At 70.7% G+C, this 18,561-nt stretch carries 16 protein-coding genes; 15 read left to right on the forward strand and 1 reads right to left on the reverse strand.

All coding sequences use genetic code 11. From position 1 onward, the window contains the following. The 12 genes from sufB to CXP56_RS15345 form a co-directional block, all read left to right on the forward strand. Positions 1–843: Fe-S cluster assembly protein SufB (gene sufB / locus CXP56_RS15290; protein ID WP_286901627.1), on the forward strand; the 843-nt coding region annotated here is incomplete at its 5' end. Beyond that, complete coding sequence (sufD, locus tag CXP56_RS15295; protein WP_286901629.1) at positions 843–2,033, forward strand: Fe-S cluster assembly protein SufD; 1,191 nt, start codon at positions 843–845, stop codon at positions 2,031–2,033. The genes sufB and sufD, both read left to right, overlap by 1 nt. A gap of 51 nt (positions 2,034–2,084) precedes the next feature. Continuing rightward, on the forward strand, positions 2,085–2,855 hold the full coding sequence (gene sufC / locus CXP56_RS15300) for a Fe-S cluster assembly ATPase SufC (protein WP_028846117.1): 771 nt from the start codon (positions 2,085–2,087) through the stop codon (positions 2,853–2,855). Between the two features lie 35 nt (positions 2,856–2,890). Further along, on the forward strand, positions 2,891–4,177 hold the full coding sequence (locus tag CXP56_RS15305; protein ID WP_286901632.1) for a cysteine desulfurase: 1,287 nt from the start codon (positions 2,891–2,893) through the stop codon (positions 4,175–4,177). Between the two features lie 46 nt (positions 4,178–4,223). Then, positions 4,224–4,688 carry a Fe-S cluster assembly sulfur transfer protein SufU gene (sufU, locus tag CXP56_RS15310; RefSeq protein ID WP_028846115.1) on the forward strand — a complete coding sequence of 155 codons (465 nt, stop codon included), beginning with the start codon at positions 4,224–4,226 and terminating at the stop codon, positions 4,686–4,688. After that, on the forward strand, positions 4,685–5,089 hold the full coding sequence (locus tag CXP56_RS15315; RefSeq protein WP_028846114.1) for a metal-sulfur cluster assembly factor: 405 nt from the start codon (positions 4,685–4,687) through the stop codon (positions 5,087–5,089). The genes sufU and CXP56_RS15315 overlap by 4 nt, the downstream gene beginning before the upstream one ends. A 406-nt stretch (positions 5,090–5,495) precedes the next feature. Further along, positions 5,496–6,095 (forward strand): LemA family protein, encoded by a 600-nt coding sequence (locus CXP56_RS15320; protein ID WP_028846113.1) that lies wholly within the window; start codon positions 5,496–5,498, stop codon positions 6,093–6,095. 45 nt (positions 6,096–6,140) lie between these two features. After that, positions 6,141–8,246 (forward strand): M48 family metallopeptidase, encoded by a 2,106-nt coding sequence (locus CXP56_RS15325; RefSeq protein ID WP_286901635.1) that lies wholly within the window; start codon positions 6,141–6,143, stop codon positions 8,244–8,246. Positions 8,247–8,334: 88 nt separating this feature from the next. Continuing rightward, positions 8,335–9,897, forward strand: a complete 1,563-nt coding sequence (locus CXP56_RS15330; RefSeq protein ID WP_286901638.1) for a deoxyguanosinetriphosphate triphosphohydrolase family protein — start codon at positions 8,335–8,337, stop codon at positions 9,895–9,897. After that, the gene (locus CXP56_RS15335; protein WP_286901641.1) at positions 9,894–10,565 is read left to right on the forward strand and encodes an acVLRF1 family peptidyl-tRNA hydrolase; all 672 of its coding nucleotides are present in this window, start codon (positions 9,894–9,896) and stop codon (positions 10,563–10,565) included. Before CXP56_RS15330 ends, CXP56_RS15335 begins: the two co-directional genes overlap by 4 nt. A 224-nt stretch (positions 10,566–10,789) precedes the next feature. Beyond that, the gene (locus tag CXP56_RS15340) at positions 10,790–12,418 is read left to right on the forward strand and encodes an ABC-F family ATP-binding cassette domain-containing protein (protein WP_028846109.1); all 1,629 of its coding nucleotides are present in this window, start codon (positions 10,790–10,792) and stop codon (positions 12,416–12,418) included. 460 nt (positions 12,419–12,878) lie between these two features. Next, positions 12,879–13,091, forward strand: coding sequence for a helix-turn-helix domain-containing protein (locus tag CXP56_RS15345; protein WP_028846108.1), 213 nt, complete (start codon positions 12,879–12,881; stop codon positions 13,089–13,091). Positions 13,092–13,098: 7 nt separating this feature from the next. Here CXP56_RS15345 and CXP56_RS15350 read toward each other — a convergent pair whose 3' ends face one another. Then, the gene (locus CXP56_RS15350) at positions 13,099–14,343 is read right to left on the reverse strand and encodes a glycosyltransferase 87 family protein (protein ID WP_286901647.1); all 1,245 of its coding nucleotides are present in this window, start codon (positions 14,341–14,343) and stop codon (positions 13,099–13,101) included. 253 nt (positions 14,344–14,596) lie between these two features. On the opposite strand from CXP56_RS15350, the gene CXP56_RS15355 reads away from it, so the two are divergent. The 3 genes from CXP56_RS15355 (at position 14,597) to CXP56_RS15365 (ending at position 18,538) form a co-directional block, all read left to right on the forward strand. Continuing rightward, positions 14,597–16,468, forward strand: a complete 1,872-nt coding sequence (locus CXP56_RS15355) for an ABC transporter ATP-binding protein (protein ID WP_286901649.1) — start codon at positions 14,597–14,599, stop codon at positions 16,466–16,468. A gap of 7 nt (positions 16,469–16,475) precedes the next feature. After that, positions 16,476–17,177 (forward strand): alpha/beta hydrolase, encoded by a 702-nt coding sequence (locus tag CXP56_RS15360; protein ID WP_028846106.1) that lies wholly within the window; start codon positions 16,476–16,478, stop codon positions 17,175–17,177. Between the two features lie 302 nt (positions 17,178–17,479). Continuing rightward, positions 17,480–18,538 carry an LCP family protein gene (locus tag CXP56_RS15365; protein ID WP_342665082.1) on the forward strand — a complete coding sequence of 353 codons (1,059 nt, stop codon included), beginning with the start codon at positions 17,480–17,482 and terminating at the stop codon, positions 18,536–18,538. Positions 18,539–18,561: the final 23 nt, after the last annotated feature.

Consider the following 18,561-nt stretch of genomic DNA (forward strand, 5'->3'; position numbering starts at 1 on the left):
ATCTACGTGCCGCCGGGCGTGCACGTGGAGATCCCGCTGCAGGCCTACTTCCGGATCAACACCGAGAACATGGGCCAGTTCGAGCGGACGCTGATCATCGTCGACGAGGGTGCCTACGTGCACTACGTCGAGGGCTGCACCGCGCCGATCTACAAGTCCGACTCGCTGCACGCGGCGGTGGTGGAGATCATCGTCAAGAAGAACGCCCGGTGCCGCTACACCACGATCCAGAACTGGTCGAACAACGTCTACAACCTGGTGACCAAGCGGGCGCGCGCGGAAGAGGGCGCGACCATGGAATGGATCGACGGCAACATCGGTTCCAAGGTCACCATGAAGTACCCGTCGGTCTTCCTCACCGGCGAGCACGCCAAGGGCGAGGTCCTGTCGGTGGCGTTCGCCGGCGAGGGACAGCACCAGGACGCGGGCGCGAAGATGGAGCACCTGGCCCCGCACACGTCGTCGACGATCATGTCCAAGTCGGTGGCGCGCGGCGGCGGCCGGACGTCCTACCGCGGTCTGGTGCGAGTGGCCAAGCGTGCGCACCACTCCAAGTCGTCGGTGATCTGTGACGCCCTGCTGGTGGACACGATCAGCCGGTCGGACACCTACCCGTACGTGGACATCCGCAACGACGACGTGTCCATGGGGCACGAGGCGACGGTGTCCAAGGTGAGCGAGGACCAGCTGTTCTACCTGATGTCGCGCGGGCTGAGCGAGGAAGAGGCGATGGCGATGATCGTCCGCGGCTTCGTGGAGCCGATCGCGCGCGAGCTGCCGATGGAGTACGCGCTGGAACTCAATCGACTCATCGAACTGCAGATGGAAGGGTCCGTCGGCTGATGACGGTGGCAGAGAACACGACCGAGAACAACGTCCGCTCGGCCCTGCGCGAGGGCGCCGTGGTCCCGCCGAGCTCCCGCGGCGAGCGGTTCACCGGCTACGACGTGGAGGCCTTCGAGGTGCCCACCGGCCGCGAGGAGATCTGGCGCTTCACGCCGATGAAGCGGCTGCGCGGCCTGCACCAGGGCGGCGACGCCGTGGTGCCGACGGGCAAGGTGACGCTGTCGGTGGACGCCCCGCCGGAGGTCACCGTGGAGACCGTGGGCCGCGAGGACGAGCGGCTCGGCCAGGCGGGCGCGCCGGGTGACCGGGTGGCCGCGCAGGCCTACAGCTCGTTCACCGAGGCCACGATCGTCAGCGTCGGCGCGGAGACCACGCTGTCCCGGCCGGCCGTGATCACCGTGACCGGCCCGGGCAAGGACCTGCTGGCCTACGGGCACCTGCAGATCCGGCTCGCCCCGTACGCGCAGGCGTCGCTGGTGCTCGACCACCGCGGTTCCGGCACCTACGCGGACAACGTCGAGTTCATCACCGGTGAAGGTGCGCGGCTGACCGTGGTCAGCGTGCAGGACTGGGACGACGACGCGGTCCACGTCAGCGAGCACCACCTGCAGCTTGGCAAGGATTCCACGGTCAAGCACACCGTCGTGACATTGGGCGGTGATCTGGTGCGCCTGTCGCCGACGGCGCGGTTCGCCGCGCCGGGCGGTGACGTGGAGCTGCTCGGCCTGTACTTCGCCGACGCCGGCCAGCACCAGGAGCACCGGCTGTTCGTCGACCACGCTCAGCCGCACTGCAAGTCGCACGTGACCTACAAGGGCGCGCTGCAGGGCGAGGGCGCGCACAGCGTGTGGATCGGCGACGTGCTGATCCGGTCCGCCGCCGAGGGGACCGACACGTACGAGCTGAATCGCAACCTGCTGCTCACCGACGGCGCGCGGGCCGACTCGGTGCCGAACCTGGAGATCGAGACCGGCGAGATCGAAGGCGCCGGCCACGCCAGCGCCACCGGCCGGTTCGACGACGAGCAGCTGTTCTACCTGCAGTCCCGCGGCATCGACGAGGCCACCGCACGGCGGTTGGTGGTGCGCGGCTTCTTCTTCGAAATCCTCAACCGCATCGACGTTCCCGAGCTGCGCCAGCGGCTGGAAGCGGAGATCGACGAGGAGCTGCAGGCCATCGGCCACTGACCGGCCGCGTGACCCGACCACACCGCCCACGACAAGCAACAAAGGAACACCATGGCCACTCTGGAGATCAAGGACCTGCACGCGTCGGTCACCACCGACGAGGGCACCAAGGAAATCCTCAAGGGCGTCAACCTCACGGTCCGTTCCGGTGAGGTGCACGCCATCATGGGCCCCAACGGCTCCGGCAAGTCGACCCTGTCGTACGCCATCGCCGGTCACCCCAAGTACGAGGTGACCTCCGGCGAGGTGCTGCTGGACGGTGAGAACGTACTGGAGATGAGCGTGGACGAGCGGGCCCGTGCGGGTCTGTTTCTCGCCATGCAGTACCCGGTCGAGGTGCCGGGCGTGTCGATGTCCAACTTCCTGCGCTCGGCGGCCACGGCCGTCCGCGGCGAGGCGCCCAAGCTGCGCGAGTGGGTCAAGGAAGTCCGCGAGGAGATGGCGAAGCTGGACATCCCCAGCGAGTTCGCCGAGCGCAGCGTGAACGAGGGCTTCTCCGGCGGGGAGAAGAAGCGGCACGAGATCCTGCAGCTGGCGCTGCTGAAGCCGAAGATCGCGGTGCTCGACGAGACCGACTCCGGCCTGGACGTCGACGCGCTGCGGGTGGTGTCCCGCGCGGTGAACGAATTCACCGCCGGCAACGACGCTGGCGTCATGCTGATCACCCACTACACCCGCATCCTCAAGCACATCAAGCCGGACGTGGTGCACGTGTTCGCCGACGGCCGGATCGCCGAGTCCGGTGGCACCGAGCTGGCCGACGAGCTGGAGGAGCACGGCTACGTCAAGTACGTCGGCAAGGCGGAGGCGGCGGCGCTGTAAGTCCCGGGGCCGGCGAGGAAATGGAGGCACCTGCGATGACTGCGACACCACTTCGGGCGGCGCTGGACGTGGCCGCCGTGCGGGGCGACTTCCCGATCCTCACCCGCACGGTCCGCGACGGCAAACCGCTGATCTACCTGGATTCCGGGGCGACGTCGCAGCGGCCGCGGCAGGTACTGGAGGCCGAGCGCGCCTACGTGGAGAGGTCGAACTCGGCAGTTCATCGCGGTGCCCACCAGCTGGCCGAGGAAGCCACGGACGCCTACGAGCACGCGCGGGAACGCGTCGCAGCATTCGTCGGCGTGCAGCCCGGGGAAGTGGTGTTCACCAAGAACGCGACCGAGGGCGTGAACCTGGTCGCGTACGCGATGAGCAACGCGGCCACCGCGGGCAAGGAAGCGGAGCGTTTCCGCGTCGGCGAGGGCGACGAGATCGTGGTGACCGAGATGGAGCACCACGCCAACCTGGTGCCGTGGCAGCAGTTGTGCCAGCGCACGGGCGCCACGCTGCGCTGGTTCGGCGTCACCGACGACGGCCGCCTGGACCTGTCGGACATCGACACGCTGATCACCGAGCGCACCAAGGTGGTGGCCTTCACCCACCAGTCGAACGTGCTCGGCACGGTGAACGACCCCGCCCCGCTGGTGGAGCGGGCCCGCCGGGTCGGCGCGCTCACCGTGCTGGACGCCTGCCAGTCGGTGCCGCATCAGCCGGTGAACCTGCGCGAGCTGGGGGTGGACTTCGCGGTGTTCTCCGGGCACAAGATGCTCGGACCGTCCGGCGTCGGCGTGCTCTACGGCCGCCGGGAGCTGCTCGAGGCGATGCCGCCGTTCCTCACCGGCGGCTCGATGATCGAGACGGTGACCATGGAGCGGTCAACGTTCGCCCCGCCGCCACAGCGGTTCGAGGCCGGTGTGCCGATGACGTCGCAGGCGGTCGGCCTCGGCGCGGCGGTCGACTACCTGACCAAGATCGGCATGGGTGCGGTCGCCGAGCACGAGAAGCAGCTGACCGAAGCGGTGTTGTCCGCGCTCGGCGAGATCGACGGCGTGCGCATCGTCGGCCCGACGACGGCCGACTCGCGCGGTGCGGCGGTGTCGTTCGTGGTCGACGGCATCCACCCGCACGACGTCGGCCAGGTGCTGGACAGCCTGGGCATCGCGGTGCGGGTCGGCCACCACTGCGCGTGGCCGCTGCACCGGCGGATGGGAATACCCGCGAGCGTGCGGGCGTCGTTCTACCTGTACAACAGCGTGCACGAAGTGGAGGCGCTGGCGGCGGGTGTCCGCGAGGCCCAGCGGTTCTTCGGAGTGGGTAAGTGAACGCGGCGGCCCAGTGCCGTCCTGACAGCTGCCGGAGCCGACGGCGATGAACTTGGATGCGATGTACCAGGAGATCATCCTGGACCACTACAAGAACCCGCACGGCCGTGGCCTGCGTGAGCCGTTCGACGGCGAGTCGTACCAGGTCAACCCCACGTGCGGTGACGAGTTGCAGCTGCGGGTGCGGCTGGACGGCGAGCAGGTCGCGGACGTGTCCTACACCGGGCAGGGCTGCTCGATCTCGCAGGCGTCGGCTTCGGTGCTGACCGACCTGGTGGTCGGCCGTTCGGTGGACGAGGCGCTGAGCAAGCTCGCCGCGTTCACCGAGCTGGTCAAGGGCCGCGGCAAGGTGGAGCCGGACGAGGACGTTCTCGAGGACGGCGTGGCGTTCGCCGGGGTGGCGAAGTACCCGGCCCGGGTGAAGTGCGCGCTGCTCGGCTGGATGGCGTTCAAGGCCGCGCTGGTGCAGGCTGGAGTCGACAAGGCGCGAGAGGGAGCTGAGATTTCGTGACCGAGAACCCGACCCGCGACGGCCGGACCGCGGCCGATCTGCCCGAGCAGCAGGAGCCGGCCGCCGGCTCGCCCGGCGGTGTGGCCACGGTCGACGAGGTCGAGGAAGCCCTGCGCGACGTGGTCGACCCCGAACTGGGCATCAACGTCGTCGACCTCGGCCTCGTGTACGACATCCGGGTCGGCGAGGACAACGTCGCCACCATCGACATGACGTTGACTTCTGCGGCGTGCCCGTTGACCGACGTGATCGAGGACCAGACCCGGTCGGTGCTGCTCGGCGGGCAGAAGCCGATCGTGTCCGACTACAAGATCAACTGGGTGTGGATGCCGCCGTGGGGGCCGGAGCGGATCACCGACGAGGGCCGGGAACAGCTGCGCGCCCTCGGCTTCACGGTCTGACGGGGACCGCTCTCCGGCGAGCAGGCGCATCGGTAAGCAGGAAAGGCCCGCGCACCCGCGCACTGATCCCGTCCGGGCCCCATGGCCCCTGCGCCGCCTCGCCGAAAGGCCCGCGCGCCCGCGTACTGATCGGGCTGCGCGCTCGCCGGCATTCGCTTTCCGTTCAGTCGATGTGCGGTGGCTTCCGGTGCGCTGTCGTGCCGAACACCGCGGCGGCGATACCCCACGTTTCGGCGTGTGGCGCAGTCGCATTGCGGCAGGTGTACGTATCACCCAGCCGCGCAGATCACGATCTGGCGGTTCGTCCACCAACGCCCGGCCCGATGAGTATGCTGACGCCCGAATCCGGTGGGCCCGGGGCGCGGCCTGGGGGAAGCCGGTCCGGAATCGTTCAGGAGGGTCTTCGTTGAGTACCGGAGCGATCATCGCGATCGTCGTCGTGGCGATCTTGCTGATTCTGATCATCTATGCCATCTCGACCTACAACGGCCTGGTCAAGCGGCGCAACGCGTTCAAGAACGCGTTCGCGCAGATCGACGTGCAGCTGACCAGGCGGCACGACCTGATCCCGAACCTGGTCGAGGTGGCCAAGGGCTACATCAAGCACGAGCGCGAGACCCTCGAAGCGGTCATCGCCGCCCGCCAGGGCGCGGTGCAGGCGCAGCAGGTCGCGCGCGCCAACCCTGGTGACCCGCAGGCGATGAACCAGCTCGGCCAGCAGGAGAACATCCTCACCCAGACGCTCGGCAGGCTGTTCGCGCTGCAGGAGAGCTACCCCGACCTGAAGGCGAACCAGAACATGATGCAGCTGTCCGAGGAACTGACCTCGACGGAGAACCGCGTCGCGTTCGCCCGCCAGGCCTACAACGACTCGGTCATGGTCTACAACAACAAGCGCGAGTCGTTCCCGGCGAACATCTTCGCCGCCATGTTCGGCTTCCAGCCCGCGGCGCTGCTCGAGGTGGACCGCCCGGAGATGCGGCAGGCGCCGCAGATCTCGTTCTGACGTAGCGGTGCAGCGATCCCGGCTGCCGGGGGGAAGTAGTCCAGGATGAACTTCTTCGAGCGCCAGATCCAGGTTCGCAAGGCGTCCGGGCGCCTGGTGTTCCTCTTCGCCGTGGCCGTCGTCGGCATCGTCACGGTCATCGACCTGGTGGTGTGGCTGCTGATGCTGCGCGGCCTGCCGCCGGAGACCGTCGCGTCCGTGCTCGCCGTGCTCACCGTGGTCGTGGTGCTGATCATCGGATTGGCGTCGCTGTTCCGGCTGGCGAGCTTGAAGAAGGGCGGCGGCGGCAAGGTGGCCCGCGCGCTCGGCGGCGTCTACGTCCCGGAGGACACCACCGACCCGCAGCTGCGCAGGCTGCGCAACGTGGTCGAGGAGATCGCCATCGCGTCCGGCACGCCGGTACCGGAGCTGTACGTGCTGCCGCACGAGCCCGGGATCAACGCGTTCGCGGCCGGCTGGTCGCCCGCCGACGCCGCGGTGGCGGTCACCCGCGGGTGTTTGGAGCGGCTGAACCGCGACGAGCTGCAAGGGGTGATCGCGCACGAGTTCAGCCACGTGGTCAACGGCGACATGCGGCTGAGCATCCGGCTGATGGGCGTGCTGTTCGGCATCCTCGGCCTGGCCGTGGTCGGGCGGGTGCTGCTGCACACCCGCGGCGAGCGCAACCCGCTGCCCCTCGTGGGGTTGGTGCTGCTGGCCGCAGGCAGTATCGGCCTGTTCTGCGGCAAGCTGATCAAGTCCGCGGTGTCCCGCCAACGGGAGTACCTGGCGGACGCCTCCGCGGTGCAGTTCACCCGGCAGACCGAGGGCCTGGCCGGCGCGTTGAAGAAGATCGGCGGCCTGCCGGACGGCTCGCACCTGAACAGCGGCAAGAAGGACGACGTCAGCCACATGCTGTTCAGCGAGGGCTCGAAGTTCGCATCGCTGTTCGCCACCCACCCCCCGCTGGTGGAGCGGATCCGCGCGCTGCAGCCGAACTTCGACCCGCGCGAGCTCGAGGCGCTCAAGCAGCGGTGGTCGGCGGCGCCGCCGTCCGGCCTGCAGGAGGACGCGGCGATGGGGTTGGCCCCTGCTGCGCCGTCCGCCCCGCCGTCCGGTCAGCCGGTCGCCGGATTGGCCCCGCCTCCGCCGGCCGGGCAGCAGCCGGTGGCCAGGATGGCGCCGCCGCAGCAGCAACCGCAGCAACCGGCCCCCGGCGCCATGCCTCCGCCGAGCGGCCAGCCGGTGCCTGCGCCCCCGCCGTCCGGCGCGCCGGTGCCTGCGCCCGCCGCACCGCAGGGACCGATCACCATCCGTCCGGACCAGGTGGTCGCGGGCATTGGCGATCCGTCGGCGACGACCTACGAGCACGGCGAGAACCTGCTGCGCCGGATCCCGGAGGAGTTCAAGGCCAAGGCACGGCGGACCGACGCGGTGGTTCCGCTGGTGTTCGGCCTGCTGATGTCCGTCCACCCCGAGGTGCGGCAGCGCCAGCACCAGGTGCTGGTGCAGCGGCACGGCAAGCAGCTTGCGGACGCGGCCTGGAACGAAGGCGGCGCGCTGCAGCAGCTGGCACCCGACCTCCGGCTGCCGCTGTCGGAAATCGCCTTCTCCGCGCTGCGCAGGCGCAGCCCGCAGGAGCTGGAGCAGATCATGGGCAGCCTGGACGCGTTGATCAAGGCCGACGGCCGGGTCGACGTGTTCGAGTTCTGCCTGTCCACGCTGCTGCGTACCGAGCTGTACGAAGTGATCCACCACCGGCCGCCGTGGGGCAAGCAGCGCCAGACGCTGGCCAGTGCGGCGCAGCCGATCGCGACCCTGCTCGCCGTGCTGGCCAGGGTCGGCCACGACAATCCACGGCAGGGCGAGTCGGCGTTCCGTGCCGGGCTGTACCGGGTGCTGCCCGGTCACCATGTCCCGTTCGCGCCGCCGCAGCAGGGACTGTCCGCGCTGGACCCGGTGTGGCCGGCGTTGGACGGCCTGCAGGGGTCGGACAAGGCGGCACTGGTGGAGAGCCTGGTCATGGTGATCAGCCACGACGGCGTCATGACCACGCAAGAGGTCGAGTTGCTGCGCACGGTGTGCGGTGTGTTGCACTGCCCGGTCCCGCCGCTCGCCGGTCACCCGCAGGCAGCCGCCGGCACCCCGGCGCAGTCCGGCGGTCGCGGCTGAGCCCGTCCGGGCAGCCCGGCGCGGTGGGCGATGCACCGTCCCGCGCCGACCCCTGGCCTGGCCGACCTGAACGATTACGGTGAACGACATGCGGATCGACAGGACGCGTCGGCGGGACGCCGGGGAGAGCCCTGCCGCGTCGGTGCGGCGTGGCGGGTCCGGGCAGGCGGACGCCGCGGCCGAGTTCCGGGTGGACCGGGACCGCATCGCCGCGTCGCCGTTCTTCGCCCGGCTCGGCGGGGTCACCCAGGTCGTCAGCGCCGCCGACTCCGGGCTGCTGCACAACCGGCTCACGCACAGCCTGAAGGTCGCCCAGGTGGCACGCACCATCGCCGAGCGGCTGACCGCGTCGCCGGAGCACGCCCGCCTGTGCGAGAAGCTTGGCGGGTGCGACCCGGACGTGGCGGAAGCCGCAGCGCTGGCGCACGACCTCGGCCACCCGCCGTTCGGGCACCTCGGGGAACAGGTGCTGGACCGGATCGCCCGGCATCGGCTGGGGCTGGCCGACGGCTTCGAAGGGAACGCGCAGACGTTCCGCATCCTGACCACCACCGACGTGCGCGGCCCTTCCGGTGTCGGCCTTGATCTCACTGCGGCCGTCCGCGCGGCCGTGCTGAAGTACCCGTGGCTGCGGCTGCCGATCCACCGGCCGCATCCGTCGGAGATGGAGGTGCCGCCGCGGGGTGCGGCCGAGCCGGCCGATGCGCCGGGCACCGGCTCGAGCAAGTTCTCCGCGTATGTCACCGAGGTCGGCGACTTGCTGCAGGCGCGGGAACCGTTCGCCGACAAGATCGAGCCGTGGCAGCAGACGCTCGAGGCGTCGGTGATGGACACCGCCGACGACATCGCCTACGCCATCCACGACCTGCAGGACTTCCACCGCATCGGGGTACTGCAGCACGCCCCGGTGGCCGGTGAGCTCCGGGCGTGGGCGGAGCAGGCGCACCAGCTGCGCGAGCTGGACGACGCGCAGCTGGCCGGGTCGCGCAAGCCGGGGCATTCGCTGGAGCGCTTGCGGCGCCGGATGCACGTCAAGGACAAGCCACTGGTCGACGACGATGCTTTCCACGCCGCGGTGGCGCGCGTTCGCGAGACCCTGGTCGACGGGCTGCTGGCCAGGGCGTTCGACGGGTCGATCGAATCCGAGCAGGCCATTGCAGCCTTCTCCGAGCAGTGGCACGAACGCCTGGTGGACGGCGTCGAGGTGGTCGCGGCCCCGTCCACGCGCAGCGGGCACGTGACGCTCCGGCCCGAACAGTGGCACGAGGTCCAGGTGCTGAAGTTCGTGCACAAACGGTTCGTGCTGGAGCGCGCGGACCTTGCGCTGCACCAGCGCGGGCAGGCGTCGCTGTTGTCCACCCTGGTGGACGAGCTGCGGCAGTGGCTGCTGGACGAGCGCGAGGCGCATCGCATTCCGCGGCGGCTGCACGACCTGGTCGAGCTGGCCGAGGCGGAATACGCGCAGCTGGTCCGCGACCATCCTGATCTGGTGTCCGGGCCCGGTTCCGGTCCGGTGGACGTCCGATCGCTGGCGCGCGGCCGGTCGATCGTGGACTTCGTGGCATCGCTGACCGACAAGCAGGCCGTCGTGCTGCTCGACGCGCTCGCCGGGCGGTCGACGGCACCGTGGTCGGATTCGTTCGTGTTGTGAGCAGGGTCCGCCAGGTCGCCGGAGGAGGGCGCGCCGTCGAGGTCCCGCCGGAGCGGCTGTCCAGGTGGTTCGACGGCTTCGCCGAACGCAACGGCGGCGTGGCGGGCACGGTGCTGAGCGATCGGCGCGTGCTCGTCACCGCCGCGGACGGCACGACGGCGACGGTCGACCTGCCCTTCGAACCACTGGGCAGCCGGGCCGAGCACGCGGGCCTGGAGATCGCCCCGCTGGTCGAGTACGCCGTGCGCCCGCGTCGTCTCGGGCTGGTCCTGGTGCGCAAAGGGGCGCATTCGATCGGAATCGCCGAGGGCCCCCGGGTGGTCGTGTCACGCACCGACCGGCACCACGTGCAGGGCCGCACGGCAGCGGGCGGGTGGTCCCAGCAACGATTCGCCCGGCGCCGCCGTCGGCAAGGCGAGCAGGCGCTGGCCAAGGCGGCCGACGACGTGCTGAACGTCCTCGGGGATCAGCTGCCAGGGCTCGACGCCGTGGTCTTCGGCGGGGATCGCCGTGCGGTGGATCAGCTGCGTGCCGACCAGCGCCTGGCATCGGTGTTCGCCAAGGCCGTCGACCGGTTTCTCGACATCGGGGAGCCGCGCCGTGCCGTCCTCGACGTGGCAGCAGAGCGGGCACGCGCACTCGAGATCGTCGTGCGGGATCCGCGCTGAGCGCACGGGTGACCGGCGCGATGGCGTCTGGACACCACGAAAATCGCTGGCGGACGCCCCGTACCATGGGAAACGTGGTCGCCACGCCCAGGACAGCCAGATCACGCGTGCCGGAGCGGTCCGCCGCGGCGCGCGGGTGGCTCGTTGCACGCTTGGAGTGACGCGCGCGGGCCCCTGTCGTCCTGTGCACCTTCGATTGTTTCTCTCGACCACGGAGCCTCATCGTGATCACGGCTACCGGCCTCGAGTTGCGCGCGGGTTCGCGCACCTTGCTGGCCGACACCACCCTCCGCGTCCAGCCCGGCGACCGCATCGGCCTCGTCGGCCGCAACGGCGCGGGCAAGACGACCACCCTGAAGGTCCTCGCCGGCGAAGGCCAACCGCACGCGGGAGACGTGCGCATCAGCTCACCGATCGGCTACTTGCCGCAGGACCCGCGGGAAGGCGACCTGTCGGTGACCGCGAGGGACCGGGTGCTGTCCGCCCGCGGCCTGGACGTGATCGCCCGCGACATGGAGAAGGCGCAGATCGCCATGGCCGAGCTGGCCGACGGCCCGGAGCGGCGGAAGGCCATCGCCAGGTACGGCAGGCTGGAGGAGCGCTTCGCCGCGCTCGGCGGGTACACCGCGGAGAGCGAGGCGGCGCGCATCTGCGCGAACCTGGGGCTCGAGCAACGGGTGCTCGGCCAGCCGTTGTCGACGCTGTCCGGTGGCCAGCGGCGGCGGGTGGAGCTGGCCAGGATCCTGTTCGCCGCCTCCGAGGCCGGACCGGACGGCAAGTCCGACCGCATCCTGTTGCTGGACGAGCCGACCAACCACCTGGACGCCGACTCGATCTCCTGGCTGCGCGGTTTCCTCAAGCAGCACACCGGAGGGTTGGTGGTGATCAGCCACGACGTCGGCCTGCTCGCCGAGGTCGTGAACAAGGTGTGGTTCCTCGACGCAATGCGCGGCGAGCTGGACATCTACAACATGACCTGGCAGCGCTACCTGGACGCGCGCGCCACGGACGAGAAGCGCCGCAAGCGGGAACGCGCCAACGCCGAGAAGAAGGCCGCCGCGCTGCTGCAGCAGGCCGCCAAACTGGGCGCCAAGGCCACCAAGGCGGTCGCCGCCAAGAACATGGCCCGCCGGGCCGAGCAGATGCTCGCCGCCCTGGAGCCGGAGCAGCGCGCGGAGAAGGTCGCCAGGATCAGCTTCCCGGCCCCCGCGCCGTGCGGGCGAACTCCGCTGACCGCGGCGGGCCTGTCGAAGAGCTACGGCTCGCTGGAGGTCTTCGCCGGGGTGGACCTGGCCATCGACCGGGGATCCCGGGTGGTGGTGCTCGGCCTCAACGGTGCGGGCAAGACGACGCTGCTGCGGTTGCTCGCCGGCCTGGAGCAGCCGGACACCGGCACCGTCCGGCCCGGACACGGCCTGCGCATCGGCTACTACGCGCAGGAGCACGAAACACTCGACCACGACGCCACGGTCTGGGAGAACATCCGGCACATGGCGCCCGACGCGAGTGACCAGGAACTGCGCACGTTGCTCGGCTCGTTCCTGTTCGGCGGCGAGCAGCTCGACCAGCGGGCGGGCACGCTGTCCGGTGGGGAGAAGACCAGGCTGGCGTTGGCCGGGCTGGTCTCCAGCGCGGCCAACGTGCTGCTGCTCGACGAGCCGACGAACAACCTCGACCCGGCGTCCCGGGAGCAGGTGCTGTCCGCGCTGCGCAGCTACACCGGCGCCGTCGTGCTGGTGACGCACGACCCGGGCGCGGTCGACGCGTTGGAGCCGGAGCGGGTGATCGTGCTACCGGACGGCACCGAGGACCACTGGTCGGACGACTACCGCGAGCTGGTCGAGCTGGCCTGAGGTCGGACGGCGGCGAGTCGGCGCGCCGCGGGCTGTCGCGGTGGCGGGGCCGACCGGGCACGGCCCCGGTACGCCCGATCCGCACGAACCATCTGGACGAAAGCCGCCGGGTTCGCGCAGCTCGGGCACCCGGCGAACAGGGGAGTCGGTACGGGCGCGGATCGGGGGGCCGATCCGGGCCCGGCGACACCGGGTTCCGATGTGCGGCCGGGTGACAAGGCTGCGTCGGCGGCGTCACGATCGCCCGCTTCCGGACCGTGCCTGCCGTGCCCCGCAGGCCGGGCCCGCTTGATCGTTTCGGGTGAGGCGAAGATCGTCCTTTTGGCGGGTGGGTTAGGCCGTCCGTGGCGGCTTTCCGGCGATTTTGTCCTCCATCTGGCGTTCCGTCGCCTCCTGTTCGATCATTGGCCACAAGGGGCTTGTGTGGCCCAGAACACTCTCCGGCGAGGAGGCGTGAAGAGTGGCTGACTTGAAGAAGGGCGCGCGCGTCACCGGTAGCACGCGCACCAAGCTTGCCAACGACCTGCGGAAGAAGTACGAGAAGGGCGCGAGCATTCGGGCCCTGGCGGAGTCGACCGGTCGTTCGTACGGCTTCGTGCACCGGGTGCTGTGCGAATCCGGGGTGCAGCTGCGGGGCCGTGGCGGCGCGACCACCAGGAAAAAGAAGAAGTAGCGCGCCGTCATCCTTCGGCGTCGTCTTCCTGGGGGAAGCACCACCGCGCGCCGAGCAGGGCGAGCGGATAGACAACGTAGCCCCAGCGCGTCGCTGGGGTGAGCATGATCGCCGCGCCGAGGCCGACGGCGAGTCGTAGTGCGGCGTCCGCGCCCGTTCGTGGCGGGCGCAGCACCACCCACAAGCCGATGACCACCGCCGCGGCGGCGAGCAGCCCGAGCGCGACGGCGTGGCCGACGGGCCCGGTCTCGGCGATCAGGTGACCCGGCAGGGGGCTGGCCGCGGGGGAGGGCACGGCGCCACGCCCGGCCGGGAAGGCCAGCACGTGCTCGGCGAACGCGGCCGGGTCGACCAGCACCGGGACGTGTACCACGGCGGTGGTGCCGGTGAATGCCGCCGTGAACCGGCCAAGGCTCGCCCAGCCACCGCGAGCGACGATCAGCGCCCCCGCCACCACGACGGCGGGTGCGGCGGTGAGCTTGGCGCCCACGACCACGGCCAGCAGCACCCCGGCGGCCACGTAGTTGGCTCGCACGGCCAGTACCAGGGCCAGGATCAGCATGCCGATCACGGCCAGGTCCGGCCCGGCCACCGCGAACGTCATCGCGGTGGCCGGGCACAGCACCGCGATCTGTGCCGCGGCGATCGGCACGGGAGGGCTGCCGAGCAGGCGCAGGCCGAGCCAGACGCACAGGGCCGCCACGGCCACGAACCACAGCCGGGCGTCGGTGATCACCTGCACCACCGCGAGGTCGCTGACGCCGAGCTGGGTCGCCACGGCCCTGGGCAGCCCGAACAGGGCCATCGCCGGGCCGTAGGGCGTGTAGTCGTCGACCTCGGGCGGCCTGCCGAGTGCGAACACGTCGACGTACGGGGTGCCGGTCTCCAGCAGCAACAGCCCCGAGCGTTCGATGACCCAGACCTCAGGCTGGGCCGCCCAAGCCGCTGGGCTGTCCACCCAGTCGCCGCCGTCGAGCCGGGCGGCCACCAGAAAGCCGAGCGGTGCAAGCATGCCGACCACGAACGCGGCGGCCGCGCCGGTCCATCGCGAGCCCCACCAGCCGGTCCGGGCGCCGGAGGCCAGCAGGACCACCGTGTGCGCCGCGGCCAGCAGGTATCCGGCGGTCGCGAAGGCACCCCAGATGCTGTGCGTGCGATAACCCGACGCGAGCGCGGTGATCAGGGCGAACGCCGCGAAACCCACGTACACCGCAAGGTCGAGGCGCAGTGGGCGAGTGATCGGCGAGAACATGGTCGCCGCATTATCGCCGATCTTCCTCCGCGGATGCCCGCCGCGTGCTCCTTTGCCCGGTGTCCGGCAGGCGGCCGGCCGGTGCCGTCACGCCTGCCCGGAAGGGACCGGATGGACCCCGGCGGCGCCCGGCATGCCCTCCCGGTGCCGTTCCGCTCACGGCGAACAGCAGAAGGCGCGGGAATGATCGCGTCGGAGGGTGGCGTTACGCTGGGGAGACAGCTGCGAAACCTCCACTATAGATGAGGTATTCATGGACAACACGTGGCATCTGCTGCGCAGCAGCATGCACGCGGAGGAGGCGCCGAAAGGGCTGGCGCCCGGAACCGTGCGGCGGGTGGTGCGCTTCGCGCGGCCGCACTGGCGGCGGCTGGCCGTCTTCGGCCTGCTGACCGTCGTCGCCGCGGTGCTGGCGGTGAGCACGCCGTTGCTCGCCGGGCGGGTCGTCGACGTGATCGTCAGCGGTGAGTCCGCTGAGACGGTCGTGACGTTGGCTCTGATCATCGCCGGGGTCGCGGTGGCGGACGCGGCGGTCGGTCTGGCGGAGCGCTGGCAGTCGGCGCACATCGGCGAAGGCATCATCTTCGACCTGCGGCGGGCGGTGTACGAGCACGTGCAGCGCATGCCGATCGCGTTCTTCATGCGGACGCGCACCGGCGCGTTGGTGAGCAGGCTGAACAACGACGTCATCGGGGCGCAGCGCACGTTCACCGCGACGTTGTCCGGCCTGGTCACCAACGTGGTCCAGCTGGCGCTGTCGCTCGGCGTGATGGTGGCCCTGTCCTGGCAGGTCACGCTGCTGGCGCTGGTGCTGTTGCCGGTCTTCGTGCTTCCCGCGCGGCGGATCGGGCGGCGCATGGCCAACCTGCAGCGGGAGGCGTCCCGGCACAACGCGACCATGACCACGCAGATGACCGAGCGGTTCTCCGCACCAGGTGCCACGCTGGTCAAGCTGTTCGGCCGGCCGGATGCCGAAGCGGAGGAGTTCGCCGAGCGAGCGGGCCGGGTGCGCGACATCGGCGTGCGCACCGCGATGCTGACCCGCTGGTTCATGACGTTGTTGACGTTGGTGTCGGCGCTGGCGCTCGCCCTGGTCTACGGCCTGGGTGGCTGGCTGGCCATCGCCGGGACGCTGGACGCGGGCACGGTCGTCTCCTTGGCGCTGCTGCTGACCAGGCTGTACTCGCCGCTGACCGCACTTGCCAACGTCCGCGTCGACGTGATGACGGCGCTGGTGTCCTTCGAGCGCATCTTCGAAGTGCTGGACCTCAAACCGATGATCACCGAGAAGCCGGCCGCGGTCGACGTGCCCGCGGGGCCGGTCTCGGTGGAGTTCGACGACGTGCGCTTCTCCTATCCGTCGGCGGACAAGGTGTCGCTGGCGTCGCTGGAGGAGGTCGCGACGCTCGACACGCGCGGCGGCGAGGAGGTCCTGCACGGCATCAGCTTCACGGCGGCGCCCGGCCAGATGGTCGCCCTGGTGGGATCCTCCGGCGCGGGCAAGTCCACGATCGCGTCGCTGGTTCCCCGGCTCTACGACGTCGACAGCGGCGCCGTGCGGCTGAGCGGTGTCGACGTCCGGGACCTGACGTTCGCCTCGTTGCGGTCCACGGTGGGGGTGGTGACCCAGGACGGCCACCTGTTCCACGACACGATCCGGGCCAACCTGGCCTACGCCGCGCCGGAGGCCACCGATGCGGAGATCTGGGCCGCGCTGGAGCGGGCTCGCCTGGCGGACTTGATCCGCAGCCTGCCGGATCAGCTGGACACCGTGATCGGCGAACGGGGCTACCGGCTGTCCGGCGGTGAGCGGCAGCGGCTGACCATCGCCCGGCTGTTGCTGGCCAAGCCGAGGGTGGTGGTGCTGGACGAGGCCACCGCGCATCTGGACTCCGAGTCGGAGGCCGCGGTGGGCGAGGCGCTGGCGGACGCCCTCGACGGGCGAACCGCCCTGGTGATCGCCCACCGGCTGTCCACGGTCCGCGCCGCGGATCAGATCCTGGTGGTCGAGGGCGGCCGCATCGTCGAGCGCGGCACCTACGACGAACTGCTCGTCGCCGGCGGCCGGTTCGCCGAACTGCACCACACCCAGTTCGCCGACAAGGACGCAGCGGCTGCGGCATGATGGCGGCATGACCGACGCCGCGATCAAGCCTCCTGGGCTGCGGACGCTGGCGCCACCCGGCCGGGTGAACGCGGTGGTCATGCTGCTGCACGGCGGCGCGGAGTCCAGCCACGAGCCGATCCGCTGGTGGTCCGGGCCCTGCCTGCGGATGACCGGCTTCGGGGTGGACGTGGCGCTCACCGGCCGGTCGTACGGCGTCGCGGCCGCCTTGGTACGGAACCGGGTGCGGGGATGGAACGCACCGGCGCTTGATCCAGTGCACGACGCCCGGTGGGCGCTGGAGCGGATTCGCCAGCGCTACCCGGACACGCCGGTCGTGCTGGTCGGCCACTCCATGGGCGGCCGGGTCGCCATGCACGTGGCCGACGACGAGGCCGTGGTCGGCGTCGCCGCGCTGGCCCCGTGGACACCGGCCGAGGACGGGGTCGGCGCGCTCCGTGGCGTGCCGGTGCTGATCGCCCACGGTCTGGAGGACACCATCACCAAGCCCGCGGATTCGCTCGACTTCGCCCGGCGCGCCACGGCTGTCACCGACGTCGTGCGGTTCGAGCTGGCCGGGGAGACGCACGCGCTGGTGTGGCGGGCGCCGACCTGGCACCGGCTCGTCCGTTCCTTCGTGCTGCACGTTCTCGGCAAGCGGGAACCGGCGGGCCCGCTGCGCTACGGGCTGAGCCTGTCGGGTGACCGCAGGCTACGCGTGCGGGTGTAATCGGCCGGCGCGCGGCGGGGTCGTCACATCGGGCATATGTCGGCAATGCGATGATGCCGGGCAACCGCAGTGCACATGTCACGAGGTAACGAGAGACGGGCGAGCGCATGGTCGAGCCACAGGGACCGGGAGCCAACCGTCCACCTGGGCGGGATCCACGCCGACCGGGAAGCGGCGGCAGGCCGCCGCACCAGTCGACCCGGATGATGCCGTTGCCGGGTGGCCCCGGCGGGCCACGGCGGCCCGGGGTCAGGCCACCGGGCCCGGCCGCGGGCGCGAACGCCCACCGGCCCACGGAGCCGATGCCTGCCCGGCCCCGTCCGCAGCGGCCGGGACCGGAGCGGTCACGGCCGGAGCCGCCGCAGCGCGCGGAACCGCGTCCTCGGCGCCGCCGCCGGGTGACGTTCGGCAAGGTCCTCGGGATCTTCGCGCTGGTGCTTGTGCTGTTCCTGGTGGGCGTGTGGATCTACCTGGACGTGTCCATCCGGCGGGTGAACGCCATCGGCGACTATCCCGGCCGCCCGGCCGCCGGAGAGGGCACGAACTGGCTCATCGTCGGGTCGGACAACCGCAAGGGCCTGTCCAAGGAGGAGATCAAGCGGCTGCACGTGGGCAGGCCGGACAGCAACGCCACCGACACGATCCTGCTGGCCCACTTGCCGGACAACGGCACCAAGCCGACGCTGGTGAGCTTCCCGCGCGACCTGATCGTCACCACCCCGGACTATCCGAACGGCATCAAGATCAACGCCGTGTACGCGTCGGGCAAGGGCCCGCGGCGGCTGGTGAAGACCATCGAGCAGGTGACCGGCCTGCGTATCGACCATTACGCCGAGATCGGCCTCGGCGGCTTCGCCACCATGGTGGACGCCATCGGCGGTGTGGAGATGACCATCCCGAAGGACATGGTCGACAGGTCCAACGGGCAGCGGCTGAAGGCCGGTACCTACAAGCTGGACGGGGCGCAGGCGCTGACGTTCGTGCGTATGCGCAAGAGCGACGCAACGCCGCGGTCGGACCTGGACCGGGTGGCCAACCAGCGCAAGTTCATCGGGGCGCTGGCCAACGAGATCGCCAGCCCCGGCACGCTGCTGAATCCGTTCGACGTCTTCCCGCTGCTCGGCGAGATCCCGGACGCGCTGAGCATCGACGAAGAGGACCACCTGCACCACCTGTTCTGGCTGGCGTGGGCGGCACGTGGCATCTCCGACGGCGGCATGGTGACCACCACGGTGCCGGTGACCGGGTGCGACGCCACGACGACCGACGAGGCCAAGGCGAAGCAGATGTTCGACGCGTTGCGCAACGACCAGGAGCTGCCGGACAGCGTGATCAACGCGACCGACACCAACTGCGGGTGACCGCGCACGCGGCCAGGCAGTCG

The sequence above is a fragment of the Thermocrispum sp. genome (assembly GCF_002919275.1).
Classification (GTDB): domain Bacteria; phylum Actinomycetota; class Actinomycetes; order Mycobacteriales; family Pseudonocardiaceae; genus Thermocrispum; species Thermocrispum agreste.

Excerpts from the sequence above, each read along its gene's own strand:
- sufD (WP_286901629.1), top strand. The coding sequence starts at position 843 with ATGACGGTGGCAGAGAACACGACCGAGAACAACGTCCGCTCGGCCCTG.
- sufC (WP_028846117.1), top strand. The coding sequence starts at position 2,085 with ATGGCCACTCTGGAGATCAAGGACCTGCACGCGTCGGTCACCACCGAC.
- CXP56_RS15305 (WP_286901632.1), top strand. The coding sequence starts at position 2,891 with ATGACTGCGACACCACTTCGGGCGGCGCTGGACGTGGCCGCCGTGCGG.
- sufU (WP_028846115.1), top strand. The coding sequence starts at position 4,224 with ATGAACTTGGATGCGATGTACCAGGAGATCATCCTGGACCACTACAAG.
- CXP56_RS15325 (WP_286901635.1), top strand. The coding sequence starts at position 6,141 with ATGAACTTCTTCGAGCGCCAGATCCAGGTTCGCAAGGCGTCCGGGCGC.
- CXP56_RS15330 (WP_286901638.1), top strand. The coding sequence starts at position 8,335 with ATGCGGATCGACAGGACGCGTCGGCGGGACGCCGGGGAGAGCCCTGCC.
- CXP56_RS15350 (WP_286901647.1), bottom strand. The coding sequence starts at position 14,343 with ATGTTCTCGCCGATCACTCGCCCACTGCGCCTCGACCTTGCGGTGTAC.
- CXP56_RS15355 (WP_286901649.1), top strand. The coding sequence starts at position 14,597 with ATGGACAACACGTGGCATCTGCTGCGCAGCAGCATGCACGCGGAGGAG.
- CXP56_RS15360 (WP_028846106.1), top strand. The coding sequence starts at position 16,476 with ATGACCGACGCCGCGATCAAGCCTCCTGGGCTGCGGACGCTGGCGCCA.
- CXP56_RS15365 (WP_342665082.1), top strand. The coding sequence starts at position 17,480 with ATGCCTGCCCGGCCCCGTCCGCAGCGGCCGGGACCGGAGCGGTCACGG.